Raw genomic sequence first — 26,994 nt, forward strand, 5'->3', positions numbered from 1 at the left:
GGGGGAACGTCCAGTGTGAAGGCATGAGCATCCGATTCCCGTTCCAGGTGGCCGTGTATCTCGACGCCGTCGCGCGCGACGACCTCGAGGCTTCACTGGCCACGTTCACCCCCGACGCCGTCGTCATCGACGAGGGCCGGAGCCGTCGCGGCCCCGAGATCCGTGAGTGGCGGCAGACGACCGCCTCCGAGTACACGTACACGACCGACTTCCGCACTCTGGAGGGCCAGGACGAGACGCACTTCGTGGCCCTGCACCACCTCGAGGGCGACTTCCCCGGCGGCGTCGTCGACCTGCGCTACCGTTTCGAGCTGGCCCCCGACGGCCGCATCGCCCGGCTGGAAATCGCGCCTTAGCCCGGACTTCTCCAAACGAGACGCCGAACTCCGCCCCATACGGGCGGGGCGGCCGCGACGCCTGGAGAAGTCGGCCGAGCTAGCCGCGCGCCGTGCCGTCCACCGCGTAGGGCTCGATCGCCGCGATCTCCGACGACGTCAGCGGCGCCGCATCCAGCGCCGCCACGTTCTGCTCGAGCTGGGCGACGCTCGACGCGCCGATCAGCGCCGACGTCACCTGCGGGTGCCGCAGCACCCAGGTGAGGGCGAGCTGCGCGAGCGTCTGGCCGCGGCCGGCCGCGATCTCGTTCAGCGCCCGGACCCGCGTGAGATAGGTCTCGTCGATCCGCGACGAGGGCAGGAAGTGCGAGGTCGCGGCCCGCGAGCCCTCCGGCACCGTGCCGTCGAGGTAGCGGTCGGTGAGCAGGCCCTGCTGCAAGGGCGAGAACACGATGCTGCCGGCCCCGACCTCGTCGAGCACGGGCAGCAGCCCGCCCTCGATGTGGCGGTTGAACATCGAGTAGGAAGGCTGGTGGATGGTGAGCGGGATGCCGTGCGACGCCAGCAGAGCGGCCGCCCGCCGTGTGTCGTCGGGCGAGTAGTTCGAGACGCCGACGTAGAGCGCTTTGCCCGAGGTCACCGCGGTCGCGAGCGCGCCCATCGTCTCCTCGAGCGGCGTCGACGGGTCGAAGCGGTGCGAGTAGAAGATGTCGACGTAGTCGAGGCCGAGCCGTCCGAGCGACTGGTCGAGCGAGGCGAGCATGCTCTTGCGCGAGCCCCACTCCCCGTAGGGGCCGGGCCACATCAGGTAACCGGCCTTCGACGACACCACGATCTCGTCGCGGTAGGCCCGGAAGTCCTCGGCGAAGATGCGCCCGAAGTTGGTCTCGGCCGATCCGGGCGGCGGGCCGTAGTTGTTCGCGAGGTCGAAATGCGTGATGCCGAGGTCGAAGGCGCGGCGCAGGATGGCGCGCTGCGTCTCGGTGCTGCGCGAGTCGCCGAAGTTGTGCCAGAGACCGAGGGAGAGCGCGGGCAGGAGCAGGCCGCTTCGGCCGGAACGGTTGTACGGCATCCGGTCGTAGCGGGCGGGGGCGGCGGGGTAGGTGCCGTCAGGCATCGGTGGTCCTTCCGAGGTGTGCCGGGTGTGGCGGGTTCGGGCCGTCAAGCCCCTTCGATCATGCCAGGCGAACGGACGGCGCGGGCCCGGTGCTCTCGCGCACCACGAGCCGGGTCTCCACCATGAACGTCTCCGGCAGCGCCTGCTGCCCTTCGATCTCGGCCACCAGCACCTCGATCCCGGTCTGCCCCACCACGTCGAAGCGCTGGTGGATCGTGGTGAGTGGCGGCCAGAACGAATCCGACTCGGCCATGTCGTCGAAACCGATCACGCTCACCTCGTCGGGCACCCGCCGCCCGGCTTCGTGGAAGGCGCGCAGGATGCCGAGCGCCATCTGGTCGTTGCCGGCGAACACCGCGGTCACGCCCTCGCGCTGCAGCAGGTCGATGCCCGCCCGATAGCCGGATGCGGTGGTCCAGTCGCCGCGCACCACGGGGGGCACCGCGCGCCCCGCCCGCTCCAGCGTCGCGCGCCAGGATGCCTCGCGTCGGGTGGCCGAATAGGAGTCGGACGGCCCCGCCACGTGCCACACCGTGTCATGCCCGAGGTCGAGCAGGTGCTGGGTGGCGAGCTGCGCGCCCATCGCCTGGTCGGTGTCGACCACGGGGTAGTCGTCGCGCTCGCTGGAGTCGATGACCACCACGGGCAGCCCTTCGGGCAACTCGACGTCGGCCTGGCTCACGAAGTGCGCCTCGATCACGATCACGATCCCGTCGACGGCCTGTTCGGCGAGCCGCGCGAAGGCCTTGGTGACGTGCTCCTGGGTGGGTTCCTCGACCGGGATGAGGGTGATCGAATACCCGGCCCGGGCGGCCGCGATGGAAATGGATTCGAGTGTTCGCATGTTGCCGAACGACGACAGGGTGAACATGATCACGCCGATCGTGCGGTACTGGCCCGAACGCAGCGCTCGCGCTGCCCGATTGGGGCGGTAGCCCAGCTCGCGCATCGAGGCCAGCACGCGGTCGCGCGTCGCCGGCTCGACGTTCGAGAGTCCGTTCGACACCCGCGACACCGTCTGGGTCGAGACGCCGGCGTGGCGTGCCACGTCGGCCATGGACGGCCCGCGATGCCGCTTCGAGCCCGCTCGGACGGTGTCGGTCACCTGTGCACCCCTGAATGTGTCGATTGTGGATGAATCGCCGGAACCACTTGCATGGTTACGTGAACATGTTATGCTCGCTCCGTTCATGTTGACGTAAACATGGCCACAACACAATTCTCCACAGAACAGGATTTGGACAATGGCGTCGGTGAGTGTCACACGATCCCGCCCCTTCCGCCGTGCGCGTCGGGACTGGCGCGGTTGGGCCTTCGTAGCCCCGTTCATGGTGGTCTTCCTGGCCGTTCTGGTCGCCCCCGTGGTCTACGCGATCGTGCTGAGCCTGTTCCGTCAGCAGCTGGTGGGCGGCACCGGCTTCGTGGGTCTCGGCAACTACGGGCAGCTCTTCCAAGACCCGAAGTTCTGGGAGTCGCTGTTCCGCGTCACCCTCTTCCTCGTCATCCAGGTGCCGATCATGCTGGCCCTGTCGCTCTTCGTGGCCCTTGCCATCGACAGCGCGCGGCTGCACGGATCGAGCTTCTTCCGCATCGCGATCTTCCTGCCCTACGCCGTTCCCGGCGTCGTGGCCGCTCTCATCTGGGGCTTCATCTACGGCAACCAGTTCGGCCTGGCGGGCTCGATCAACGATCTGATCGGCTTCGACCTGCTGCAGCCCTTCTCCTCCGACTGGATCCTCGCGTCGATCGGCAACATCGTCACCTGGGAGTTCATGGGCTACAACATGCTCATCTTCTACGCGGCGTTGAAGGTCGTGCCGACGGAACTCTACGAGGCCGCCGAGCTCGACGGCGCCGGCCAGTTCCGCATCGTCACGGGCATCAAGCTGCCGGCGCTGCGCGGCGCGATCGTCATCGCCACGGTCTTCTCCATCATCGGCAGCTTCCAGCTCTTCAACGAGCCGAACCTGTTGAAAGCCCTGGCCCCCAACGTCATCTCGAGCTACTTCACGCCGAACATGTACGCCTACAACCTCTCGTTCGCCGGGCAGCAGTTCAACTACTCCGCCACCGTCGCGATCGTGATGGGCATCATCACGGCGGTCATCGCCTACATCGTGCAATTGCGCGGTTCCCGTCAGGAGGTGCGCTGAGTTGAGCGCCGTCACCACGCCCCGAAAGAGCACCGGCCGCCGGCCCGCCTTCGTGCAGAACCGCAAGCCCACGAAGCACACCCGCACGCGCAAGTCGATCACCCTCACCATCGTGATGGCGATCTTCGTCATCTACTCCGTGGTGCCGCTGGTCTGGCTGATCGTCAACGCCACCAAAGACCAGGGCGACCTGTTCTCGACCTTCGGCCTCTGGTTCGGGCCCGACTTCAACCTGTTCCAGAACATCGCCGACACCCTCACCTACCGCAACGGCATCTTCGTGCAGTGGTTCGGCAACACCCTCCTCTACGTCGTGGTGGGCGCGGGTGGCGCCACCTTCCTCGCCACGCTGGCGGGCTACGGCCTGGCGAAGTTCAACTTCCCCGGCCGCCGCGCGGTGTTCGCCGTGGTGCTGGGCGCCGTTGCCATCCCGGGAACCGCCCTCGCGGTGCCGACCTTCCTCATGTTCAGCCAGCTCGGCATCACGAACACGCCGTGGGCCGTCATCCTGCCCTCCCTGATCAGCCCGTTCGGCCTCTACCTGGTCTGGACCTTCGCATCCGACGCCGTGCCCACCGAGATCCTCGAAGCGGCCCGGATGGACGGGGCCGGTGAGTTCCGCACCTTCTTCACGATCTCGCTGCGGCTGCTCGCCCCCGGCATCGTGACGGTGCTGCTGTTCGCCGTCGTGGCCACCTGGAACAACTACTTCCTCCCCCTGATCATGCTCTCCGAGCCCACCTGGTACCCGCTCACCGTCGGGCTCAGCCAGTGGAGCGCGCAATCCACGGGCGTCGCGGCGCAGCCGATCTACAACCTGGTGATCACCGGCGCCCTGCTCACGATCGTGCCGATCGTGATCGCCTTCCTCTTCCTCCAGCGGTTCTGGCAGTCCGGCCTGAGCGCGGGAAGCGTCAAGCAATGACGGCAATCGCAATTCCCCTTACAACGAAGTAGACAGCACGAAAGGAACACAGATGCGCAAAACGACTCTGCGCCGCGTGGCACTCGCCACGGCATCGACCCTGGCGCTGGGGCTCAGCCTCGCCGCCTGCGCCTCGGGCGGCGGCTCCTCGTCAGGCGGCGGCTCCGCCGACGACATCGAGGCCGCGCTCGAAAAGGGCGGCACCATCACCTACTGGAGCTGGACCCCCTCCGCCGAGGCCCAGGTCGCCGCGTTCGAGAAGGCCTACCCGAACGTCGACGTGAAGTACGTCAACGCCGGCACCAACACCGACGAGTACACCAAGCTGCAGAACGCCATCACCGCGGGTTCGGGCGCTCCGGATGTCGCGCAGGTCGAGTACTACGCCATCCCGCAGTTCGCGCTCTCCGACTCGCTCGTCGACCTCAGCTCCTACGGCTTCGGCGACCTGGAGAAGGACTACAGCGCCGGCCCCTGGAGCTCGGTGGCCTTCGACGGCAAGATCTACGGACTGCCGCAGGACTCGGGCCCCATGGCGATGTTCTACAACAAGACGGTCTTCGACAAGTACGGCATCGAGGTGCCGACGACGTACGACGAGTACATCGCCGCCGCCCAGAAGCTGCACGCGGCCGACCCGAACGCCTACATCACCAACGACACCGGCGACGCCGGCTTCACCACGAGCATGATCTGGCAGGCCGGCGGCCAGCCGTTCAGCGCGTCGGGCACGGATGTCTCGATCAACCTCCAGGACGACGGCTCCAAGAAGTGGGCCGACGAGTGGAACCAGCTGGTCGAGGGCAAGCTCGTCTCCACCGTTCCCGGCTGGAGCGACGAGTGGTACAAGGCGCTCGGCGACGGCACCATCGCCACCCTGCTGACCGGTGCGTGGATGCCGGGCGTGCTCGAGTCGTCGGTGCCCCAGGCATCCGGTGACTGGCGTGTGGCCCCCATGCCCACCTACGACGGCACCCCGGTGACCGCCGAGAACGGCGGCGGCGGTCAGGTCGTGCTGAAGCAGTCGAAGAACCAGGCCCTCGCGGCGGGCTTCCTCAAGTGGCTGAACAACGACCCCGAGTCGATCAAGGTCTTCCTCGCGTCGGGCGGATTCCCCTCCACCACGGCCGACCTCGAGTCTCCCGACTTCCTCGCCCAGACCCCCGAGTACTTCGGTGGACAGGCGATCAACGAGACCCTCGTCGACGCGTCGAAGAACGTGCCGAGCGGATGGCACTACCTGCCCTACCAGGTGTACGCCAACAGCATCTTCGGCGACACCGTCGGTCAGGCCTACAAGAACAGCAGTGACCTGAACGAGGGCCTGCAGAGCTGGCAGGACCAGCTGGTCGAGTACGGCAACCAGCAGGGCTTCACCGTCAAGTAGCACCACCCGAGGCGCGGCGGTCGTTCCCTGGCCGCCGCGCCTCATCCACTCCGAAAGGCTTCAGGATGTACTCCGCCCGACTCGTGATCGACCCCGGCTCCGCGTTCGCCCGCGTTCCGCGACGGATCTTCGGCACCTTCGTCGAGCACATGGGCCGGAGCGTCCACGAGGGCATCTACGAGCCCGGTCACCCCTCCGCCGACGACTCCGGGTTCCGGAGCGACGTGCTCGCGCTGGTGCAGGAGCTCGGCGCCACCACGGTGCGGTACCCGGGCGGCAACTTCGTCTCCGGCTACCGCTGGGAAGACGGCGTCGGCCCCCGCGACGAGCGACCCGTGCGGCTCGACGCCGCCTGGCACAGTGTCGAGACCAACCAGGTGGGCCTGCACGAGTTCGCCGAGTGGGCCGATCAGGCCGGTCTCGAGCTGATGTACGCGGTGAACCTCGGCACGCGCGGCATCGCCGAGGCGGCCGACGTGCTGGAGTACGCCAATCACCCGGGCGGCACCGAGCTCTCCGAGCGCCGCCGCCGCAACGGCGCCGACGAACCCTTCGGCATCCGGCTCTGGTGCCTCGGCAACGAGGTCGACGGGCCGTGGCAGATCGGCCACAAGACGGCCGAGGAGTACGGCCGCCTCGCCGCCGAGAGCGCGCGGCTGATGAAGTTCATCGACCCCACGGTCGAGCTCGTGGCCGCGGGCTCGTCGAACGCCGAGATGCCGACCTTCGGCGAGTGGGAGCGCACCGTGCTGCGCCACACCGCCGGGCTCGTCGACCACATCTCGGTGCACGCCTACTACGAGGAGTCCGACGGCGACGCCGGGAGCTTCCTCGCCTCCGGAACCGGTCTCGACCGCTACCTCGAGACCGTCGCCGCGATCATCGACGAGGCGGGTGCGGGGCCGGGGTCCGAGCATCCGGTCGGCATCTCGGTCGACGAATGGAACGTCTGGTACCAGCGCCGCTGGAACGAGATCGACAAGCCGCGCGTCATGACGGGCGAGTGGCCCGAGGCCCCGCGCCTGATCGAAGACGCCTACTCGGTGACGGATGCGGTGGTGGTCGGCTCTCTGCTGGTCTCGCTGCTGCGCCACGCCGACCGCGTCTCCATGGCCAACCTCGCACAGCTCGTGAACGTCATCGCCCCCATCCGCAGCGAGCCGAACGGGCCGGCCTGGCGGCAGAGCACCTTCTTCCCGTTCCAGCGCACCGCGCAGCTGGCGGCGGGGCGCGTGATCGACCCGGCCGCGCATCCGGATGCCGCGGTGCCGCTGTACGACACCGCTCGCTACGGCTCGGTTCCGCTCGTCGACGCCGTGTCGACGGTGGGCGACGACGGCACGATCGCGCTCTTCGTGACGAACCGCTCCCTCACCGAGGACGCGTCGATCGAGATCTCGATCGCGGCCACGGGCGTGCGCCTCGTGCGCGCGGAGACGCTCACCACCCCTCCCGGCGGCGACCGCCACACCATCAACGACGCCGAGGCGCAGCCGGTCGGCTTCACCGACCTGGGTGAGGCGGCACGTCTCGTGCCTGCCGACGCCGACGGCGCATCCGTTCTCCACCTCACCGTGCCGGCCCTCTCCTGGTCGGCCGTCGAACTCACTTCCGCCCCCGAAACCGAGGACGCCCATGTCTGACTTCCGCATCGGCGACGAGCACTTCCTGCTCGACGGCGAACCGTTCCGCATCCTCTCGGGTGCCCTGCACTACTTCCGGGTGCATCCGGATCTCTGGCGCGACCGCATCCGCAAGGCCCGCCAGATGGGCCTCAACACGATCGAGACCTACGTGGCCTGGAACGCGCACGCGCCGCGCGAGGGCGAGTTCGACCTCAGCGGTGGGCTCGACCTGGGCCGCTTCCTCGACGACGTGGCGGCCGAGGGCATGCACGCGATCGTGCGCCCCGGCCCCTACATCTGTGCCGAGTGGGACAACGGCGGGCTGCCGGCCTGGCTCTTCGAGTCGGGCACGGTGGGCGTGCGTCGCGACGAGCCCCAGTACCTCGCGGCCGTGTCGCAGTATCTCGAGCAGCTGGCCCCGGTGCTCGTGCCGCGGCAGATCGACCAGGGTGGCCCGATCATCCTGGTGCAGATCGAGAACGAGTACGGGGCCTACGGCTCCGACCCCGTGTACCTGCAGAAGCTGGTGGAGATGAACCGGCGGATCGGGCTCACGGTGCCGTTCACGACGGTCGACCAGCCCACGGCGCAGATGCTCGAAGACGGCAGCCTGCCTAGCCTGCACAAGACGGCCTCGTTCGGTTCGCGTTCGGTGGAGCGGCTCGCGACGCTGCGCGAGCACCAGCCGACCGGACCGCTGATGTGCTCCGAATTCTGGGACGGCTGGTTCGACCACTGGGGTGCCCATCACCACACCACGTCGGTCGCCCAGTCGGCTGAGGACCTCGACGACCTGCTCGCGGCCGGCGCGTCGGTGAACATCTACATGTTCCACGGCGGCACCAACTTCGGGTTCACCAACGGGGCGAACGACAAGGGCGTGTACCAGCCGATCGTCACCTCCTACGACTATGACGCTCCGCTGGACGAGGCGGGCAACCCGACCGAGAAATACCACGCCTTCCGCGAGGTGCTGGCGAAGTACGGTTCGGTCTCCGGTCCCGCTCCCGAGGCGGCCGGCCCGGCGCGCACGCTCGACGTGCCGCTCGCCCGCTCGGTGGCCCTGTCCTCGGTGGTCGACCGCCTCGGTTCGTGGACGCCGCGTGAGGAGCTCCCCTCGATGGACTCGCTCGGCCGTTACACCGGGTTCGCGCTCTACCGCGCCGAGATCGACATCGTCGGTCCCGCCGTGCTCGAGATCGACGAGGTGCGCGACCGCGCCCAGGTCTTTCTCGACGGCACGCCGATCGGTGTGTTCGCCCGCGACCACCACGACCGGTCGATCGCCCTGCCGATGGATGCGCGGGGTGTGCTCGAGATCCTGGTCGAAGACCAGGGGCGGGTCGACTACGGCCCGCGCATCGGGGAGCCGAAGGGGCTCATCGGCAGTGCGCGCATCAACGGCGAACCCCTGCTGCGCTGGCTCGTTCTGCCGCTCGAACTCGACCCGACCGAGGGGGCGGATGCCTCGCAGGGCTTCTCCGGTGTGATCACGGCACTGTCCTCCGTGGCGCCGGGCGAGGCATCCGTCGTCTCCGGTCCGGCTTTCGCTCTGGGTCGCTTCGATCTCCCGCCGGTGCGGGCGGGTCAGTCGGCCGATCTCTTCCTCGACACCCGCTCGTGGGGCAAGGGCGTGGTGTGGGTGAACGGGTTCTGCCTCGGCCGCTACTGGTCGCGGGGTCCGCAGCACACCCTCTACGTTCCGGCGCCGGTGCTCCGCGAGTCGGGCAACGAGATCGTGATCCTCGAGCTGCACTCCGCGGCCACCGCGGCCTCCTTCGTGCCGGCCCCGGAGCTCGGTCACACCGACTTCTGACCGCGCGCGCCCGCGCGCCTCGTCGATTCGCCAAAACACGCCGCAACGTTCCCCGCCATTCCGGCAGAAATTGGCGATTCGGCGTCGACCTGTGGAGAACGCGACGCACGGATGCGCGGGATGCGGCATCGTGTGCGGATGAGTCCGCGATCGCCACGCCCGCAGGTGTTTCCCGAGAGGGCGTTCACCGTCGCCGAGGCGCGCGCCAACGGTGTGCGGGAGCGGCGGCTTCGGGCGCGGGACCTCAGTGCGCCGTTCCCCGGCATCCGCGTCGTCGCCGGCGATGCCCCGCTCGACTTCGTGGGCCGATGCCGCGCCCTGGTGCCGCGCCTTCCCCCCGGCGCGGCGATCAGCCATGCCAGCGCGGCGGAACTTCACCGGTTGCCGCTTCCCTCGCGGCTGCGCGGCGAAGCCATCCACACCCTCGTCCCGCCCCCGCATCGAGCGATCCGGATGCGCGGCGTCGTGGGGCACGAGCGCCCGCTCGGTCCCGACGAGGTCACCCGTCTCGCCGGGATTCCCGTCACAACGGTGGTGCGCACGTGGCTCGACCTCGCCGACCAGATGACGACTGCTGAACTGGTCGCGACCGGCGACCACATCATCCATCGTGACCTGCCGCTCGCCAGTCGGGAGGAACTGGCTCGGGCCCTTGCCACGCGAACGTCCCGACGGGGAATCCGATCCCTGCGCAGCGCGCTCGGACTGCTGGACGACCTCGCCGAATCGCCGCGGGAGTCGCTCCTTCGCGTGCTCCTCATCGAGGCCGGGCTCCCACGCCCGCAGACGCAGCTCGAGATATTCGACTCCCACGGGTTGTTCGTCGCGCGGGTCGACCTCGCCTACCCCGAACGCCGCGTCGCGATCGAGTACGAGGGCGACCACCACCGCACCGACAAGGCTCAGTGGCGGAAGGACATCACCCGGGTGCAGCGCCTGCACGCGCTCGGATGGACCGTGATCCGGGTGACGCAGGCCGACCTCGTCGCGTCTGCCGCGCTCCTGCGAGACCTGCGTGCCCTCCTCGGGTGAGCGGCCGCACCGAATCGCCAAGACACGCCGCAACGTCGACCGTCATTCCGACAGAATTTGGCGATTCGACGAGTGTGCTCGCGACGAGGCCGTCTGGGAATCCGCGGTGTCCGGATTGACAGGGGAGGCGGGATTCGCCAAAAATGCAGCGAGAGGCCGTGAACATCATGGTCGTCGACGAACGGGAACACCGATGACACCGAGCGCTGAGGCAGCCGACGACACGCGCGTGCAGACGGTGGCGAAGGAGCTCGTGGCGTTCCGTTCGGTGCTCCGGGCCCAGGGCAGGCTGGTGCTCGGCGGTCGCGTGGTGCTGCTGGGTGATGACGACGATGCGGTCGTGGTCGCGCGGGCGCTTCTGGCCATCGGTGTGCAGGAGCTCACTCTCGCGGCGGCGGATCCCGCCCTGCGGGACGTTGCGGCGCAGCTGCTCGGCGACCGCTCGTCTCGCGACGTCACGGTGGCGACGGGCCCCGAATTGCTCGCGCAGTGGCAGAGCGCTCACGGCGTGGTCGATGCGCGGCCTGCGACTGAGGCGTCGTTGCCGCTCGACCCCGCGCTCCTTGCGCCGGGCGCCTGGCTGATCCGCTGCCGACGGCCGCATCCCGACGCCTCCTTCGTGGTCTCGCAGCCCTGAGCACGCGCGTCGCGCCCTGACCGCCGCCCGAAACGACGGAGATTCCGCCGAAAGACGGAATCGATGAAGCCTCGGCCCGTCGATGGCGTGAGACTCCGTCGGGCGGAACGCCGAGCCGACAGATGCAGCGTCAGGCGCTCGGGTCGAGGATGATCTTGCCGCGGTGCTCGCCCGACATGCTCGCCCGCTGCGCCTCGGCGGCGGCCGAGAGCGGGTAGCGGGCGCCGATCTCGACCTCGAAGTCGCCGAGCTCCATCAGTTCGAGCGTCACTCCGTAGGCTTCGGCGCGCAGGGCCTGCTCTTCGGCGGTGAGCGGCAGCGGATTGCCGCCCGCCCAGGCCTGGATGCCCAGCTCCGCGGCGCGCGCGCCCACCACGACGGTGCCGATCTTCGAGCGGTCGGCCACCAGCGCGAAGGAGGCCTCGAGCGCCTCGTCGGTGCCCGCGGCGTCGAGCACGATGTCGATCGGGCCGGGAGCGGCAGCGCGGATGTTCTGCAGCAGTCCGGGGCCGTACTCCACTGGGATCGCACCCAGCTCGCCCATCCGTGCCTGGTTGCGCTCGCCGCCGGTGGCGACGACCGTTGCGCCCCAGTTGCGGGCGAACTGGATGGCGGCCTGCCCGACCGCGCCCGATCCCGCGTGGATCAGCACGACCGAGCCCACCTCCACACCGAGCGTCCGTAGAGCCTGGTAGGCAGTCGAGGCCGGCACGCCGATGGCCGCCGCCTCGTCCCAGCCGACTCCGGCGGGCTTCCGCACCAGCTGAGCCGCGGATGCGATGACGTGCGTCGCGTAGGTGCCGTGCGCCCCGCGCAGCACCACCTGGTCGCCCGTGACCCAGTCGGTCACGCCGGCGCCGACGGCGACCACGACGCCCGACGCATCCGACCCCGGCACGCGCGGCGCGGTGAGGGGCGAACTCGCCCGTGCTCCCGACCGCAGCTTCGAGTCGATCGGATTCACTCCGACGGCCCGCGTCTCGACCACCACGCCGTCCGCAGGCGCCGAGGGCATCGGCACCTCGACGTACGAGAGCACCTCCGGTCCGCCGAACTCGCTGTACTGCACCTGTGCGCTCATGTTGCTCCTCTTCGTGCCGTCCCCACCCCATCCAATCACCCCGCCGGGAGGCCGATCGCCCGCGTCAGACGTTCGGAACGCCGCAACGGCATCCACCGTCGCGTATCGGCCGCCGAAGCGCGCGGACGCGCCGCCGCCTCGCAGCGGAGCCCGGGTAGCCTGGAGGAGATGAGCGTTTCTGACAGCCGCACCTGGCGGCTCTTCGCCCCGAAGAAGCCGCCGCGCCTGCCTCCCAAGGGGGAGCGGTGGGGCGGACTGCTGCGGCCGGCGACCCTGGTCACCGTCGGTGTCGTGGGGGCGGTCGTCGCCGCGGTCTGGATCGGCGTCGCCGTCGCACGGCCGAGCGCACCCACCACGCTCGAGGGCGTGACCGCCGAGGTCATGACCGAGGTCGACACCGTCACCGGCCTCCTGGGCGACCCGGTCGGGCCGGCGGATGACGCGACCGACGTCATCCCGTGTCCCGACGGCGGTGCCGGGCAGCAGTACGTCGTCACCCGCACCGAGACGCTGCCCGCCTCCGTGAGCCCCGGCGACGCGATCGACACCATCACCGCGGCATACGAACAGCGCGAATGGAAGGTCAGCTCCTCGCCCTTCGGCACCGAAGGCGGTCGCGAAGCGCTCGTGATCGGCAAGAACCTCGTGCCGGTGGAGCTCACGCTCGCGCCCGACGACACGGCTGTGAAGGCGACGATCCACAGCGAATCGCGCTGCACCGCGGCGGGCTGACCCGCGCGGCACCGGTCGGCGCGCATTGGTCAAGACCCCCGTTAGTGGTGTTGGCTGATGCCGCATTCGTCGGTACGGTCAGGTACCCGGCGAAAGGGGAACGATGGAGATGACCGTCCTCGTCGCGTGCCACGAGGAGTGGGTGCTGTCCCCGGTCGCGGATCGTGATGCGCTCTCCCGAGAGATCGCCTCGGTGGCGGAGAACGGCGGCGGCTTCCTTGATTTCCTCGTACTGGGAGACGTGCTTTACACGCTCCTGGTGAGTGAACCGATTTCGATTCACATGGCGAGACGACAGATCGAGCGAACTGACCTGCCGGTCTACCCGGCCCCCCGGTTCATCGTGTCTCGTTGTCACCACGGCGCTGGAGGCGGAACCGCCGAGAGCGTCACGTGAAGTGGCACAGGCGGCGCGATCCTGGCGACGAGAGAAGTCTCGGGGCTATCGGCCGGCCGGATCTTCGCCGATGCGTGCACCCACGTTGGTCGATCCGTGACCGGGTTCCGTGCCGGTGGTGGCGTGCCTGCGGAGTGATTCCCGCATCCAGCGCACACTCGTGTATCCCGTGCTGCTCGCGATCGATCTCAAATCCTCTGACGACTGGGGAGCGGCGCGTGCGAGCAGGTCTCGCGCTGACCGGGCGCGCTCGCGCGCGATCTCTGCCCGCACCGAGGTCCCGCGCTGAGAAAGCGCGCGTCGCAGTGTTCGCTCGGACACGTTCAAGCGCCGCGCCAGAACGCCGACGGACAAGCGCGGGTCACGAGCCTCGCGACGGATCATCCCCAGAGCCTCGTTGACAAGAGTCTCCTGACGGCTCGGCCGCACCGGAGGGGGCGGCTCTTGGAATGACGCCGCCAGAAGATGCTCGATCGCGATACGGAAGTCGGCGAACGCGGCATCCTGGGGGCTCACGGCGGAGGACAGCGCCGCGTTCACGGTGGCGATGAGGGCGGCGCGGTATCCGGATTCGTCGACGACCCGAATACTGCGCGAAAGGGCCGGCGAAGCCTGCATGCGATCAGAGGAGATCTCCATCCGGGCCGCGGGTGCCCTGGACCTCAATTCGAAATGGTCGGACAGAGCCACCAGCGTGCATGTGCCCGGCTCGAGCCGGATCGGTTCGGCCTGCGCACCGGTCGTCAGCATCGTCTCGCCGTCGAGTTGAATGATCGCCACGAAGCCGGAAGCATGACGATCTGCGCGGTGCGTGAGATGAGCCGTCGTGTGCCACACGCGCGCGACCTCGAAACCAGACGCACTCAGAGTATCCGCGAAGACCTGGACGGACTGCTGCGGCGCGATCCATTGCCCCCGGCCTTCGAACCACTGGGCCGCAGCACCGTCCCGTTTCGCGACCCCACGCTCCACTCGCACGGGTGTCGTTCAGGGCTGGCGTGCGAAGGCGATGATCGTCAGCATGATGGCCGCGATCCCCGTCACGGCGATGGTCGAGAACTTGACGACGAACCATTTGCTCACCGGCTCACGACTCATTCGGCTGCTGTCGGTTCGGGTCATCGTCGGCCTCCCTTCCGGCTCGTGTCTCGTCCTTGAAGATCCGCATCGATTGGCCTAGCGACCTGCTCAAAGCGGGGAGTCGGGTGGCGCCGAACAAGAGCAGGATCACGGCGAGAATGATCACGAGATGCCACCCATTGAGGTTGCCGAGCACGGTTGTCCAATCGATGAGGTGGGCGGTGAGAAGGGGGTGCGCCCCGCGGGTCTGGGTGCAGAGTTGGGACTCTGTCCGCGGGGCGCGTGACGAGCGGGATGGGGTCGCGACCGTCACTCGTCATCGTAAACAGGCCGGGAGGCGAGATGGCGAGCGCTGTGAGCATTGGAGCGGCCAGCCGTGGATTCTGTATCGCATCTGCGGCGATTCGCCGCCGAACGGGACTCTGCGATGGTGTGTTGCTGGGCCCTGCCCGGCACTGGGCATTCCGGTCAGGCCTCGGGGTGGTCTCGCAGCGCGGCACGCATAGTCGTGACGTCCCGGAATCCCGCCAGGCGCGCTGCGTCCGTCAGCGTGAGCGGGTGACGGGAACTGGCGGATTGCAAGTGACTGCGCGCCATGGCGGCGCGAGCGGCACGGATCTCGGCCCGCGCTGTGCTGCCGTGGGAAGCGAAGATGCGGCGCAGATAGGGCGCCGAGATCCGGAGCTCGAGCGCGAGCGCGGTGACGGAGAACGCCGGGTCGATGGCGCGGCGGCTGATCACATCCCGGGCGAGTCGGTACAAGACCGCCTCGCGACCCGACCGGGCGGGATCGGCGGCGGTGGGAGTGGCATCGAGGAGCAGGGACGCGACGTGGTGGCGGAGCGCGAGACGGAATGCGGGAAACCCATGATCGTTCGGGTGCATGGTCGAGTTGAGGACGGTGTTCACCACTTCGACGAGCACGGCTCGGGCGCTGGGCGGAGGCGCATGGAACACGGCGCCCTCACTCAGCGACGATGCCACCAGTGGAGGAAGAGCGATGCCGGTCGTCTCCACCTCGATCTGCGCCGACGGTATGTCGCTGGACAGCGTGAAAGTGCTGCCGGTCGGGAGGTATGCCAGGTCTCCCGCTTCCAGAGCGGCGTCTGCTCCATTCGTTCGAGTGAAGCGAATCCGCGTGGTGCCTTCGATCTGGATGAGCAGCAGCGCCGTGCCACGTGGCCGGTGTGATTCGAGGCGACCCGAAGTGCGCCACGTGCGGGCTATGCGGAACTCCGGAGCGGTGATCTCGTCGGCGAACAGCTGGAGGTCGCGCGCAGTCGCCTGGTAGCCGCGCTCCGCGAACCAAGCGACCGCGTCGGCGTTCCGGCGCGCCACACCTCGGACCGCGGTGCGGGCGCCGACGACGCCGTCCGGCGTCGTCGACCGGCGTGAGGGAAGCGGGCTGCCGTCGCGATGCGGCTGAACGAAGGAAGGCACGAGGGAAGCGTGTCCTCGGGAGCGCCTGAATCGATTCACGACCCTCGTTTTATCGCACCGGAAATCACCCTCTGTCACCGTTCGGAATCGTCGCGCAGAATACCGTGGATGCGTGCTGTTGCGAGCGCTTCGGGTCGGGAGCGCACGCCGAGTTTGCGGTAGATGTTCGTCAGGTGCGATTTCACCGTGTTGGTGGAGACGTGCAGGGTCGCCGCGAGTTCATCGATGCGTCCCGTGTGTTCGAGGGCCTTCAGCACCCGGATCTGTGCGCGGGTCAGTGTCCAATCATCGGTCGGTTCGGGGAACACGTCTGGCACTCCGGAGAGGAATCCGCTCCTGTTGATGCCGAGCCGTTCCAGCAACGCCTCGAGGTCGGATCGCGGTATGCCGATGAGGGGGCGGCGGAGCTCGAATGCGTCGAGGAGTTCGAGGGCGCGCTCGAGCGCCTCCACAGCATCTGCAGTGTTCCCCAAGCGATGTGAGGCCGAGGCGACGATGAGCATCGCTTCGGCCTTTGCCCGCGGGTGCGGATTCTCCGACCAGGCGACACGTGCGGCCGTTCCGGCCGCACGATGAAACCCACCGGTGAACAGTTCCAGCCTGGCGCGGGCAAGGTGGGTACTTGGGTAGGGCCGTTCCCGGCTCGCTGCACCGGCAGCGCGGCGGAGTTGATGGTCGGCGATCAGGAGATCCGTGCGCGTGGCGGCGAGCATGGCCGACACGGCGCGACTGGTCGGCGGGCGGCCCGCATGAGCAGCAAGGTCGCGGTCCAAGGTGGTCAGGCCGAGGTTCGGGGTGCCGGCGACGAGGGCGGCGATGGCGCGGAGGTTGGCGATCAGCGCCCAGTGCTCGATGGTGAGCTCGTGGCGCGCGAGCTCGGCGAGTTCCCGGCGAGCCGCCGCGGTGTCGAACCGTTCGAGCGCCAGATACGACGCGCCGAGATGGTGTCCAGCGGAGCTGTAGGTGCCTCGCCAACCTTGCGGACGCCGGACCGCTTCCGCCTTCTCGAGCGCCGATCGGGTCGCTGTCATGTCGCCACCGACAGCGAGCACCAGAGTCTGCATGCTCGCGGCGTGCACGGTGTTCCAGGCTCGGTCGCGCTCTTCGGCGACCCTCGCGGCGACGTGCAACAGCTCAGCTGCCCGTGTGAGATCGCCGGCATAGAAGAAGGTCGTCGCTAGCTGCACCCACGCACTGGGGAGCATCCCGGCCAGCGCCTCCTGACTCGGGCGATCGAGCACCGCAAGGGTGGAGGCGAGTTGTGCCGCGGTCTTGAGCGCCGGATCGTAGTGGCCGGCGGCCCGCTGAGCGCCGAGGATGGCGAGCAGGATCGAAATCCTGTCGACGGGTTTGCCACGGCCCAGACGTGCGCGTGCCGCCGAGATCGCGAGCGAAGCCATGTGCAGCAGGCTCAAGCGGGGCTCACCAGGCTTGGCATACGTTCGCAGCATGATCATGACGAGGAGTTCCGGATGCCGGCTCAACTCGGCCTGATCGACAGCGCGGAGGATCTTCACGAACTCCTCGACATGGGTGAGGAGGAGATCATTGAAGAAGCGGCGCACCAGCACCACGATCTGCCCGAGATCTCCGATGGCCGCATACTGCCGGGTCGCTTCGAGCGGATCGCCGTGGTCGGCTCGATCGCGTGCGTAGGTGGCGCGCAGAACCGGCACCTCGTCAGGCAATCGGGTGACAAGGGTAGCCTCCAGTTGCTGCCGGAAGAAGGGGTTCAGCACGAACTCCGGCTCCGTCTGGGTCGACCAGGTTCCCAGCCCGTCGCGCTCCGCTCGCGCGAGAAGACGTTCGGCATCGCTTCCTCCGAGTTCGACCGCAAGCGCCTGGGTCAGGCGCCGTGCCACCGAACACCGCAGGAGGAACGCCTCGTAGTCCGCATCGCTGGGATCGAGCACGAACCCTCCCGAGCGCTCCACGCGCGCAACGGCGTCGTTCACGCTCGTAGCCCGGCCGAGCGCCAATTCCAGGAGTGCGGCTCGCGTGGGCAGCGCCCATCCGCCGAACGCCGCGAGGATCTCGGGAACGGCCGCTGTATCCGCCACCCCCAAGGCATCGGCGGCTTGCGCGACCTCCTCCTGGCTGAGGGGAAGCTCGGGCGCGAGCACGATCCCCGTGTCGACCCGGGCCACGTGCTCGAGGTCCTCGAGCGCACCCGCGACCCGGGTCCCGATGGCGATCCGCAGTTTCGCACCCGACCTCAACAACCAATGGATGTCGTCGTGGACCTCCGTGTCCGTGACCTCGTCGTAGTCATCGAGCACCACCGTGATCGTCTCCGGTAATGCGGTGAAACCTCGCAGCAGCATGGTGCGAAGGGACGGAGTGGATTCGAACGTCACCACCGTCTCGCGCAACGGTGCGCCGTCGGGTGGGAGCCCGGCCGTGACGATGGCGGCGACCACTCTCTGCCAGAACGCCACACGACTCCGGCTCGACGCATCCACCGTCACCCACACGCCGGGGCCCGGTTGCTGCAGCGCCCAGCTCGCAAGAAGTGTCGTCTTCCCACTCCCGCCTGGCCCGCGCACGATGAGAAGTGGATGCCCGTCGTACTCGGCCAACCGCTGCAGCAGACGAGGGCGGGAGACGATCGACGCGGGAAGGCGAGGCAAGAAGGCGAACTCGGCCCCCGGCACGAACGACAACGAGAACCCCCCACTAGTTCACCCGCTCTCCAGCGTAATCGAGACGTACGGGGCGCGATCGCCTCGCCGTCAGCGCCGCGTGTGGACCGGCCGTCGGATGCCGACGCGAACCAGGGCGCGCACGACGAGCCCGGCCACGACGACAGCGCCGAGCTCTCCGATCAGTCGTCCGGCGAGTGTCAGTCCGAGCCACGCGGGTGAGAGGTGGTGTGGCGAGAACACCGGCAACGACACGGCGAACAGCGCGGCGGCCGCCGCGGCCGCCGCGACGAGAAAGCGTGCTTCGTCGTGCAGGCCCAGGGGGCGAGCGGGTTCAGGCGAGCGCCTCTCCCACAGCAGAAGCGTCAGATCGAAGATCGCACCCGTGAGTGTCCAGAGAAGCACCAAGATCGGCCCCACCGGGCTGAATACGGCGGCGATCAGGGCACCGATCAGGCCCGTGATCGTGGCAGTACCGGTGATCCCCGTGAACCGGCGCGCCGTGAAGACCATCACGCTCTGCACCCCGGCGACGATCGCGTAGAGCGGCGGCGCAAGAGCTGCGATCGCACCGCCCGGTGCTGACAGCGGGACATACGCCACCACCCCCGCTGCAGCGAACGCCGCACACGTCATCAACACCGGCGTCGAGAACCACGGGCGGCCTGAACGCGCACTGCTCATCATCACTCCGCCTTCGAACAGGTTTCGGCCATCCTCGAGACGTATTTCGGCCAGACTGCATCCGTTCTCTGGCACTGACACGTCTCTTGTCGCCAGCATCGCACTGACCACTCCTCTCACAGAAGGCCGGTACTTGGCAATGACGGACGACCGCAACAAAGACGACCGCCCCGTGATCCTGGGCGAAGACCGGGCAATACCGGTCCATCCCGCCAATCCCGGCTTAGACCGGCGCACGGTGCTCTCCGGCGCCGCCTGGACTCTCCCGGTCATCGCGCTCGCCGTCGCCACCCCCCTCGCCGCGGCATCCGCGACGAACCCCACACTGACCTTCATCAACGGACCTTATGCCGTCGACAGCTGCGATGACCTCGGCCCCGTCACCGTCGAGGTGGCAACCGGCGATCCCACGGCCTCGCCGGCTGGACAGTCGGTGAACGTGACGCTTCCGGCGGGCCTGGCGTGGGCCGACGGAGGCACGGAAGCCACTCGCGCGTTCGGGCCGACTGACGCATCCGGGCGCGTCACGATTCCTGCCGGGACCATCACCACCGTCGGAACGGGCGGTGGAGACCTCACCCTGATTGCGACTGCGAGCAACGGCGCTTCAGCGACTGCCCCGGTGGTCGTGACGATGACCGGAGAGGTCACCAACTGGGATCCGGTCATCGGGTATGGCAGTCTCACCACCGCCTTGCTCGACGCGACCCTCGTGGGCTACAACATGTGGCTTCGTCCCAACGGTGACCTCTGGTACGGCAACAGCGTCATCGCGTCGGGCGTGACCCACGCGGCCGCCGAATTCGATCCGTCGATCGGCGTTCCGCGGGTCAGCTTCACGCAGAACGGCGCGGCTCAGAACTGGGACCTGATCGGCGGATACGGGGCGCTCAGCCCGGTTCTCGCGGATTCCATCCCGGTGGGTTACAACGTGTGGCTTCGTCCCAACGGTGACCTCTGGTACGGCAACGGCGTCATCGCATCGGGCGTGACCGGCGCGATCTCCGAATTCGACCAAGCGCTCGGCATCCCGCGAGTCAGCTTCACGCAGAACGGCGTGGCTCAGAACTGGGACCCGGTGGCCGGATACGGAACGGTGAACCCCGTTCTCGCCGACGCGACCCTCGTGGGCTACAACATGTGGCTTCGTCCCAACGGTGACCTCTGGTACGGCAACAGCGTCATCGCGTCGGGCGTGACCCACGCGGCCGCCGAATTCGATCCGTCGATCGGCGTTCCGCGGGTCAGCTTCACGCAGAACGGCGCGGCTCAGAACTGGGACCTGATCGGCGGATACGGGGCGCTCAGCCCGGTTCTCGCGGATTCCATCCCGGTGGGTTACAACGTGTGGCTTCGTCCCAACGGTGACCTCTGGTACGGCAGCGGCGTCATCGCATCGGGCGTGACCGGCGCGATCTCCGAATTCGACGAAGTGCAGGGCATTCCGCACGTGAGTTTCATCACCCGGCCGAAGTGCTTCTAGCCCTTCACCTGATCGATCGGTGGAATCTCACGCGGCGCGTGGGCCTGCTCGAAGGACTGCGCGGTGAGCTCGTCGAGCACGAGGATGTCGCGGCGGAAGTGATTCGTGCGGTAGGCCGCTCGGCCCACCATGTGGGCCGAGACGGGCGCGGTGAGGCTCTGGAAGACGATGATCGCGACCGCCAGGGTGATCGTGCCGACCGAGGGGTTCGTGACCGCGACATCCGCCACGATCGCCATGATGCCGAGGATCTGCGGCTTCGTGGCCGCGTGCAGCCGCGACAGCACGTCGGGGAAGCGGATGAGGCCCACTCCCGCCGCGAAGCACATGAGGGCGGCGAGCAGTACGAGCACCGCCGTGATGACGTCGCGCAGGTCGAAGCCGAGGTCGATGGGGTTCATGTGTCGTCCCTCGAGGCCAGGAAGCGGGCGACGCTCACTGAGCCGACGATGCCGAACAGGGCGAGTCCGAGCAGCACGGGCAGGGTGTCGGTGTGGCGGTTGATCGCCATCTCGGCGCCGATCGCACACATCGCGGTGGCGACCAGGACATCCGAGGCGATGATGCGGTCGAGCGCCGAGGGGCCGCGGATGATTCGCCACAGCGCCCCGACGGCGCCGGCCGCGAACAGCAGCCCGGCGATGATGATGACGACGATCATGCGGCGCCCCCTTCCCGGCGCACGGAGCCCGGCGCATCCGAACCGCCCGCCGCCTCCGCCTCCCGCAACCGCGCGAGGTCGTCGGCCGAGCCCGCGGCCAGGATCAGCCGACGCTCCGTCGCCAGCACCGAGCGCTTCAGGGCCGGAACGTCGTCGACCGATCGCACGTTGAGCGCGTGCAGGTAGAGCGTGGCGGTCTCGCGGTCGACGTCGAGCACGATCGATCCGGGCACCAGCGACACGGCCTCGGCCGTGAACGTCATCACCAGATCCGAGCGCGTGCGCAACGGCACGGCGATGATGGCGTTGCTCGGGCGGTACCTCGGGTTCACCGCCGTCCAGGCGATCTGCAACGACGCCAGCACGATGTCGACGAGCAGTCGCCCGGCGAACGCGAGGGCGCGCAGGATGTTCAGCCGCCCGCTCAGCGCCACGGCCGGCAGGTAGAACGCGACCGAGACGAGCAGGCTCAGCACGACACCGGTGAGCAGCGACAGCCAGGTGAATTCTCCCCAGATCAGCATCCAGAGCAGCACGAGGCCGAGGAAGGGCACCAGCCCGCTTGCGATCCGAGCCTTCATCGCGCATCACCTCCCGACAGGCTGTCCGGCACGCCGCCGGGGAACACGGAGTCGACGTAGGTCTCGGGCGTCGCGACGTTGCCCGCTGCCCGCTGCGCCAGGTCGAACAGCGGCCCCGCGAACACCGTGAGGCAGAGGGTCAACGCGATGAGACCCGTGGTCGCCCCCACCATGAGCTTCGAGGTGCCCACCGCGGTCGCGACGCCGATCGCCGTGCCGTCGGTCGACTCGGGGCTCTCCTGCAGCGATTCGATGAGCGGCGACTCGTAGCCCTCCACGTCTTCCTTCGGCCGCCAGAACGCCATGTTCCACACCCGCATCAGCGCGTAGAGCGTGAGCAACGACGTGATGACGCCGGCACCGATCAGCACGTACACGAGCGGCGAGGGTGAGGCCGCACCCGCCTCGAACAGTCCGATCTTGCCGAGGAACCCCGAGAACGGTGGGATGCCGCCGAGGTTCAGCGCCCCGATGAAGAAGAGGATCGCGACATACGGCGCCTTCTTCAGCAACCCGCCGAGCCGCGTGATCGATGTCGACCGCCCCACCCGCTCGATCAACCCCACCACGAGGAACAAGGCCGTCTGCACCGTGATGTGATGCACGATGTAGTAGATCGTGGCCCCGGTGGCGAGCTCGGTGCCGATCGCGACGCCGAAGATCATGTAGCCGATGTGGCTCACCAGCGTGAACGAGAGCAGCCGCTTCACGTCGGCCTGCGCGAGCGCACCGAGGATGCCGACGAGCATCGTCAGCCCGCCGATGATGAGCAGCGGCACCGTCAGGGGCACGTCGAAGAACAGCAGCTTGTCGGTGCGGATGATGGCGTACACACCCACTTTCGTCAGCAACCCGGCGAACACGGCGGTGACGGGTGCGGGCGCCGTCGGATACGAATCCGGCAACCAGAACGACAGCGGGAACACGGCCGCCTTCACCGCGAATCCGATCAGCAGGGCCGCGCACAGGATCACCTGCACGTCGAGCGGCAGTTCCCGGATGCGGTCGGACAGCAGCGCCATCGTCACCGTTCCGGTGGCGCCGTAGATGAGCGCGATGGCGCCGAGGAACAGCAGTGACGACACGAGACTGACGACGACGTAGGTGACGCCGGCCCGGATGCGCGACCCGGTTCCGCCGAGCGTCAGCAGCACGTAGCTGGCCGCGAGCAGCATCTCGAATCCGACGTACATGTTGAACAGGTCGCCCGCGATGAAGGCGTCGAACAGCCCGCCGGCCAGGATCAGGTAGGTGGGGTGGAAGATCGAGACCGGGGTGTCGCGATCCCGGTCGGCGATGCCCTGACCCACCGCGAACACGAGCACGCCGAGCAGCATCAGCGCTGACACCACCACCATGATGGCCGCCAGCCGGTCGACCACGAGCACGATGCCGAAGGGCGGCGGCCAGGCGCCGACCTCCACCACGGCGGGCACCCCGGTGCGGTCGACGTCGGCGAGCAGGACGGCGGCGGTCGCCGTCACGGCCACCAGCGCCGTGACGCTGATCGCGATCTGCACGCGCCGGTAGCGGCCGAGGATCAGCGTGATCGCCGCTCCGACGAGCGGGATGATGACGAGCAGCGGAACGAGAGCGTTCATCGCATCACGTCCCGATCCTGCTCGCTGGGCTCCGGGTCGGGGTCGTCGTCGGCGCCCTCGCCGAGCACGGCGCGCACCGCGTCGTCGTCGCCCTCGAGGTTGGTGTGGAACACGAGGGCCTCATCGGCCTCGGCGGCATCCATCTCCTCTTCGTCGCTCGTGACGTCGTCACCCTCGTCGCCGAGGTTCGAGAGCCACCAGGAGCGGTAGATGAGCGCCAGGATGAACGCGGTGACGCCGAAGTTGATGACGATCGCCGTGAGCATCAGCACCTGCGGCACCGGGTCGACGATGTCGGCGGGCTGCGTGGTGCCGTCGATGATGGGCGCTTCGCCGGATCGGCCCGACATCAGGAAGATCAGGAGGTTCGTGGCGTTGCCGACGAGCAGGAAGCCGATGAGGATGCGCGTGAGACTGCGTTCGAGCATCACGTAGACGCCGGCGCCGTACAGCACGGCCATCAACACCACGAGGGTCAATGAGGCGCTCATGCGGCACCGCCCCCGCTCGTGCCGGTCGAGGCTCCGGCCGCGCGGCGGTCGGCGGGACCGCTCGTGTCGCGCCCGGCCACCCGGCCGCGGGTCTCGGCCTCGTCGGCCACCACCGAGTGGTCGTCGGGCGCGGCATCCACGTCGTCCTCGGCCTGCTGCCGGTCGACCTCGCCGCCCAGGGCGCGCAGGATGTCGAGCACCACACCGATCACCACGAGGTAGACGCCGATGTCGAAGATGGTGGAGGTGCCGAAGGAGAGGTGGCCGAGGATCGGCACGTCGGCCTCGAAATACGCCGACTGCAGGATCTCGCCGCCGAAGAAGAGCGACCCCACCGCGGTGCCCGTGGCGAGCAGCATGCCGGCGCCGAGGATGACGCCGGGCCCGATCGGCAGGGTCTCGCCGATCTCGTAGCGCCCGCCCGCGAGGTAGCGGGCGATCAGCGCGAGCCCGGCCAGGATGCCCGCCGCGAAGCCGCCGCCGGGAGCGTTGTGTCCTGCGAAGAGCAGGAAGACCGACACCACGATCGCGGGGTGGAAGATGAGCCGCACCAGCACCTCGAGGATGAGGGAGCGGTTCTCGGGCGAGAGCGTCTTGCCGCCGAGCAGCCACGAGTGCTGGCGCGAATCCGGGTCGTCGGCCGAGGCGGCGGTGTGCGGATCGTCGACCAAGCGGGTGCGCTCCCCGCCGCTGCGGCGCTTCCGCGACTCACGCAGGCGCGGCACCGTGAAGTTGCGGCCGGTCACGAAGATGAGGCTCGCGACGCCGGTGGCCACCACGACGAGCACCGAGAGTTCGTTCATCGTGTCCCAGGCGCGGATGTCGACGAGCATCACGTTCACCACGTTCTTGCCGTGCCCCACCTCGACCGCGAGCCGCGCGAGCTCCTCGCCGAGCCCGGGCGCCTGGCGGGCGCCGAGAGCGATCAGGCCCACGAGCCCCATCGTCACACCCACGAGTGTGCCGATGAGGATGCGCCAGCCTTTGCGCACCGGGGTGTTGTGCTGCGCGATCTTCACCGGCAGACGGCGCAGCACCAGCACGAAGACGACGATGGTGACGCTCTCGACGAGGGCCTGCGTGAGGGCGAGATCCGGAGCCCCGTGGAAGGCGAAGAGCACGACGAGGCCGAAGCCGGTCGCGCCCACCAGCAGCACGGCGGCGAGCCGGTGCGTCGCGCGCGCCGCCATCACCGCCGCGACCGCCATCGCGGCGGCCACGAACACCTGTGCCGGATAGTCCCAGGCCACGAACTCGGTGGGCCAGGTGCGGTTCAGGGCCGTCGCCGCGCCCAGACAGAGCACGAAGACGAGCAGGATCGTGCCGATGTACTGCGGCAGACCCCCCTTCTGGGCCGTCAGCGTCACCCGGGCTGCGAGCTGGTCGACGCCGCGCACCATCGACCAGTAGGTGCGGGAGGCGTCGATGAGGGGCGGCACCTTCTTCTGCAGACGCGCGAACCGCTTGCGCACGGCGAAGAGGCCGAGACCGGCCGCGACGATGAGGGCCGAGATGCCCAGCGCGGGTTCGAAGCCGTGCCAGAGGGCGAGGTGGTAGTCGCCGCCGCCGGGGACGGTGTCGGCGTAGGTCTCGAGGGCGTGGCCGATGGGGGTGGCTGCCAGGCCGCCGGCGATCGTGGCGATGGTGAGGATGATCGGGGCGGTGAGGATCGCTTTGTCGGGCTTGTGCGTGGGCTCGCTGTGCGTCGCGGGGGGCTCCGGCGTCAGGTTCTGGGGGCTCTGCCCGTGAACGCCCGCCACACCGGAGCCCCCAGAACCTGACGCCGGAGCCGGCTTGGTGGCGAAGGCGCCCCAGAAGAAGCGGGCGGAGTAGGCGACTGTGAGGATCGAACCGAGAGTGACGCCGATGAGGGCCACCCAGCCCCACGGGGTGTCGGCGTCGAGGAAGGCGGTGAGGACGGCCTCCTTGGCCACGAAGCCGAGGAGAGGGGGGATGCCGGCCATGCTGGCTACGGCGATGAGGGCTAGTGCTGGCAGCAACGGTCTTCTGCGGCCGAGGCCGGAGATCTCACGGAGGTCACGGGTGCCCTCGTCGTGGTCGACTATGCCGACCACTAAGAAGAGGGTGGCCTTGAAGAGGGCGTGGGCCAGGAGGAGGGCGGCCCCCGCGAGGGCGGCGTCTCGGGTGCCGAAGCCGACGACGACCGTCAGAAAGCCGAGTTGGCTCACCGTGCCGTAGGCGAGCAGCAGTTTCAGGTCGTTCTGGCGCAGGGAGCGCCAAGCTCCGAGCAGCATGGTCCAGACGCCGAGGCTCACGAGCAGCGGAGTCCAGCCCGGGGTGTCGGCGAAGCCCGGTGCGAGGCGGGCGATGAGGTAGATGCCGGCCTTCACCATCGCGGCGGCGTGCAGGTAGGCGCTCACCGGCGTGGGCGCGGCCATGGCGGCGGGTAGCCAGAAGTGGAACGGCACGAGAGCCGACTTCGAGAGCGCGCCCACCAGGATGAGCACGATCGCGGTCGTGACGAGCGGGCCGCCGGGCGGAGGGTCGCTGACCAGCCGTGCGATCGAGCTGGTGCCCGCATCCACGGTCAGCAGCACCACGCCGACGAGCATCGCAAGGCCGCCGAAGGTGGTCACGAGCAGCGCCTGCAGGGCGGCGCCACGGCTCTCCTTGCGCTCCGTGTAGTGGCCGATGAGCAGATAGGAGAGCACGCTCGTGATCTCCCAGAACATGAACATGATGTAGATGTCGTCGGCGGTGACGAGCCCGTACATCGTGCCGGCGAACGCGAGCAGCAGGGCGGCGAAGCGGCCGAGCGCCGGTTCCCGGGGCGAGAAGTACCGCGCGCAGTAGATGAGCACGAGGGCGCCGACGCCGGTCACCACGAGCGCGAGCAGCCAGGCGAGCGTGTCGACCCGGAACGACAGGGCGATGCCGAGTTGCGGAATCCACTCCACCGTCTCGGTCGCCGCCCCGCCGTGCAGCACCGTGTCGGTCTGCGTGAGCGTGAACACGAACGCGGCCGCCGGGAGGGCTGCGATGACGTAGAACACCCGGGTCGAGAGCATCCTCGTCAACAACGGAGTGAGCGCTGCAAGCCCTGCGAACAGCAGCAGGACCAGGATCACGCGGA

The 26,994-nt window shown here is 68.7% G+C and carries 26 protein-coding genes; 11 read left to right on the forward strand and 15 right to left on the reverse strand.

The window, feature by feature from the left end:
* The first annotated feature begins 23 nt into the window (after window positions 1–23).
* Window positions 24–356, forward strand: a complete 333-nt coding sequence (locus BLW00_RS06570; RefSeq protein WP_092550798.1) for a nuclear transport factor 2-like protein — start codon at window positions 24–26, stop codon at window positions 354–356.
* A gap of 79 nt (window positions 357–435) precedes the next feature.
* Here the strand turns inward: BLW00_RS06570 and BLW00_RS06575 are convergent, their stop codons facing one another.
* Window positions 436–1,452: an aldo/keto reductase gene (locus tag BLW00_RS06575; RefSeq protein WP_092550801.1), complete on the reverse strand. Its 1,017-nt coding sequence runs from the start codon at window positions 1,450–1,452 to the stop codon at window positions 436–438.
* 58 nt (window positions 1,453–1,510) lie between these two features.
* Window positions 1,511–2,509, reverse strand: a complete 999-nt coding sequence (locus BLW00_RS06580; protein WP_092550804.1) for a LacI family DNA-binding transcriptional regulator — start codon at window positions 2,507–2,509, stop codon at window positions 1,511–1,513.
* A gap of 187 nt (window positions 2,510–2,696) precedes the next feature.
* Between BLW00_RS06580 and BLW00_RS06585 the strand changes: the two genes are divergently transcribed.
* The 7 genes from BLW00_RS06585 (at window position 2,697) to BLW00_RS06615 (ending at window position 11,027) form a co-directional block, all read left to right on the forward strand.
* The gene (locus tag BLW00_RS06585) at window positions 2,697–3,605 is read left to right on the forward strand and encodes a carbohydrate ABC transporter permease (protein WP_092550807.1); all 909 of its coding nucleotides are present in this window, start codon (window positions 2,697–2,699) and stop codon (window positions 3,603–3,605) included.
* Between the two features lie 115 nt (window positions 3,606–3,720).
* Complete coding sequence (locus tag BLW00_RS06590) at window positions 3,721–4,530, forward strand: carbohydrate ABC transporter permease (RefSeq protein ID WP_092552114.1); 810 nt, start codon at window positions 3,721–3,723, stop codon at window positions 4,528–4,530.
* Between the two features lie 52 nt (window positions 4,531–4,582).
* Window positions 4,583–5,917: an ABC transporter substrate-binding protein gene (locus tag BLW00_RS06595; protein WP_092550810.1), complete on the forward strand. Its 1,335-nt coding sequence runs from the start codon at window positions 4,583–4,585 to the stop codon at window positions 5,915–5,917.
* Window positions 5,918–5,982: 65 nt separating this feature from the next.
* The gene (locus BLW00_RS06600; RefSeq protein ID WP_217634301.1) at window positions 5,983–7,560 is read left to right on the forward strand and encodes an alpha-N-arabinofuranosidase; all 1,578 of its coding nucleotides are present in this window, start codon (window positions 5,983–5,985) and stop codon (window positions 7,558–7,560) included.
* Window positions 7,553–9,358: a glycoside hydrolase family 35 protein gene (locus BLW00_RS06605; protein WP_092550813.1), complete on the forward strand. Its 1,806-nt coding sequence runs from the start codon at window positions 7,553–7,555 to the stop codon at window positions 9,356–9,358. The genes BLW00_RS06600 and BLW00_RS06605 overlap by 8 nt, the downstream gene beginning before the upstream one ends.
* Window positions 9,359–9,496: 138 nt before the next feature.
* On the forward strand, window positions 9,497–10,390 hold the full coding sequence (locus BLW00_RS06610; protein ID WP_139256650.1) for a PDDEXK family nuclease: 894 nt from the start codon (window positions 9,497–9,499) through the stop codon (window positions 10,388–10,390).
* Between the two features lie 193 nt (window positions 10,391–10,583).
* Window positions 10,584–11,027 carry a hypothetical protein gene (locus BLW00_RS06615; RefSeq protein WP_092550819.1) on the forward strand — a complete coding sequence of 148 codons (444 nt, stop codon included), beginning with the start codon at window positions 10,584–10,586 and terminating at the stop codon, window positions 11,025–11,027.
* Between the two features lie 130 nt (window positions 11,028–11,157).
* On the opposite strand, the gene BLW00_RS06620 is transcribed toward BLW00_RS06615, so the two are convergent.
* Entirely contained in the window at window positions 11,158–12,108 is a 951-nt protein-coding gene (locus tag BLW00_RS06620; protein ID WP_092550822.1) for an NADP-dependent oxidoreductase, read from the reverse strand.
* 168 nt (window positions 12,109–12,276) lie between these two features.
* On the opposite strand from BLW00_RS06620, the gene BLW00_RS06625 reads away from it, so the two are divergent.
* Together BLW00_RS06625 and BLW00_RS06630 are read left to right on the forward strand one after the other, a co-directional pair.
* Complete coding sequence (locus tag BLW00_RS06625) at window positions 12,277–12,840, forward strand: hypothetical protein (RefSeq protein WP_092550825.1); 564 nt, start codon at window positions 12,277–12,279, stop codon at window positions 12,838–12,840.
* A gap of 103 nt (window positions 12,841–12,943) precedes the next feature.
* The gene (locus BLW00_RS06630) at window positions 12,944–13,237 is read left to right on the forward strand and encodes a hypothetical protein (protein ID WP_092550827.1); all 294 of its coding nucleotides are present in this window, start codon (window positions 12,944–12,946) and stop codon (window positions 13,235–13,237) included.
* Window positions 13,238–13,282: 45 nt separating this feature from the next.
* On the opposite strand, the gene BLW00_RS06635 is transcribed toward BLW00_RS06630, so the two are convergent.
* From BLW00_RS06635 to BLW00_RS06655, 6 genes are all read right to left on the reverse strand, one after another.
* On the reverse strand, window positions 13,283–14,209 hold the full coding sequence (locus BLW00_RS06635) for a helix-turn-helix domain-containing protein (RefSeq protein ID WP_092550830.1): 927 nt from the start codon (window positions 14,207–14,209) through the stop codon (window positions 13,283–13,285).
* A gap of 15 nt (window positions 14,210–14,224) precedes the next feature.
* On the reverse strand, window positions 14,225–14,359 hold the full coding sequence (locus tag BLW00_RS24215; protein WP_281242395.1) for a hypothetical protein: 135 nt from the start codon (window positions 14,357–14,359) through the stop codon (window positions 14,225–14,227).
* A complete protein-coding gene (gene tatA, locus BLW00_RS24315; RefSeq protein WP_322788333.1) occupies window positions 14,325–14,630 on the reverse strand; it encodes a twin-arginine translocase TatA/TatE family subunit in 306 nt (101 codons plus the stop codon). The genes BLW00_RS24215 and tatA overlap by 35 nt, the downstream gene beginning before the upstream one ends.
* A gap of 155 nt (window positions 14,631–14,785) precedes the next feature.
* Window positions 14,786–15,757: a hypothetical protein gene (locus BLW00_RS06645; protein ID WP_092550833.1), complete on the reverse strand. Its 972-nt coding sequence runs from the start codon at window positions 15,755–15,757 to the stop codon at window positions 14,786–14,788.
* A gap of 74 nt (window positions 15,758–15,831) precedes the next feature.
* Window positions 15,832–18,411 carry a LuxR C-terminal-related transcriptional regulator gene (locus BLW00_RS24220; RefSeq protein ID WP_281242393.1) on the reverse strand — a complete coding sequence of 860 codons (2,580 nt, stop codon included), beginning with the start codon at window positions 18,409–18,411 and terminating at the stop codon, window positions 15,832–15,834.
* Between the two features lie 78 nt (window positions 18,412–18,489).
* The gene (locus tag BLW00_RS06655; RefSeq protein WP_139256651.1) at window positions 18,490–19,083 is read right to left on the reverse strand and encodes a hypothetical protein; all 594 of its coding nucleotides are present in this window, start codon (window positions 19,081–19,083) and stop codon (window positions 18,490–18,492) included.
* Window positions 19,084–19,222: 139 nt separating this feature from the next.
* Between BLW00_RS06655 and BLW00_RS06660 the strand changes: the two genes are divergently transcribed.
* The gene (locus BLW00_RS06660; RefSeq protein WP_092550842.1) at window positions 19,223–20,566 is read left to right on the forward strand and encodes a hypothetical protein; all 1,344 of its coding nucleotides are present in this window, start codon (window positions 19,223–19,225) and stop codon (window positions 20,564–20,566) included.
* Here BLW00_RS06660 and mnhG read toward each other — a convergent pair.
* The 6 genes from mnhG to BLW00_RS06690 are packed head-to-tail and all read right to left on the reverse strand — an operon-like array spanning window position 20,563 to window position 26,989.
* The gene (mnhG, locus tag BLW00_RS06665; RefSeq protein WP_092550845.1) at window positions 20,563–20,967 is read right to left on the reverse strand and encodes a monovalent cation/H(+) antiporter subunit G; all 405 of its coding nucleotides are present in this window, start codon (window positions 20,965–20,967) and stop codon (window positions 20,563–20,565) included. The genes BLW00_RS06660 and mnhG overlap by 4 nt on opposite strands.
* Complete coding sequence (locus BLW00_RS06670; RefSeq protein WP_092550848.1) at window positions 20,964–21,227, reverse strand: monovalent cation/H+ antiporter complex subunit F; 264 nt, start codon at window positions 21,225–21,227, stop codon at window positions 20,964–20,966. The genes mnhG and BLW00_RS06670 overlap by 4 nt, the downstream gene beginning before the upstream one ends.
* Window positions 21,224–21,808: a Na+/H+ antiporter subunit E gene (locus BLW00_RS06675; RefSeq protein WP_092550851.1), complete on the reverse strand. Its 585-nt coding sequence runs from the start codon at window positions 21,806–21,808 to the stop codon at window positions 21,224–21,226. Before BLW00_RS06675 ends, BLW00_RS06670 begins: the two co-directional genes overlap by 4 nt.
* Window positions 21,805–23,409 (reverse strand): Na+/H+ antiporter subunit D, encoded by a 1,605-nt coding sequence (locus BLW00_RS06680; RefSeq protein WP_092550854.1) that lies wholly within the window; start codon window positions 23,407–23,409, stop codon window positions 21,805–21,807. The genes BLW00_RS06675 and BLW00_RS06680 overlap by 4 nt, the downstream gene beginning before the upstream one ends.
* Window positions 23,406–23,900 (reverse strand): sodium:proton antiporter, encoded by a 495-nt coding sequence (locus BLW00_RS06685; protein ID WP_092550857.1) that lies wholly within the window; start codon window positions 23,898–23,900, stop codon window positions 23,406–23,408. Before BLW00_RS06685 ends, BLW00_RS06680 begins: the two co-directional genes overlap by 4 nt.
* On the reverse strand, window positions 23,897–26,989 hold the full coding sequence (locus BLW00_RS06690) for a Na+/H+ antiporter subunit A (protein ID WP_092550860.1): 3,093 nt from the start codon (window positions 26,987–26,989) through the stop codon (window positions 23,897–23,899). The genes BLW00_RS06685 and BLW00_RS06690 overlap by 4 nt, the downstream gene beginning before the upstream one ends.
* Between the last annotated feature and the right edge of the window lie 5 nt (window positions 26,990–26,994).

Origin of the sequence: Herbiconiux ginsengi, from assembly GCF_900107435.1 — a bacterium.
Taxonomy (GTDB): Bacteria; Actinomycetota; Actinomycetes; order Actinomycetales; family Microbacteriaceae; genus Herbiconiux; species Herbiconiux ginsengi.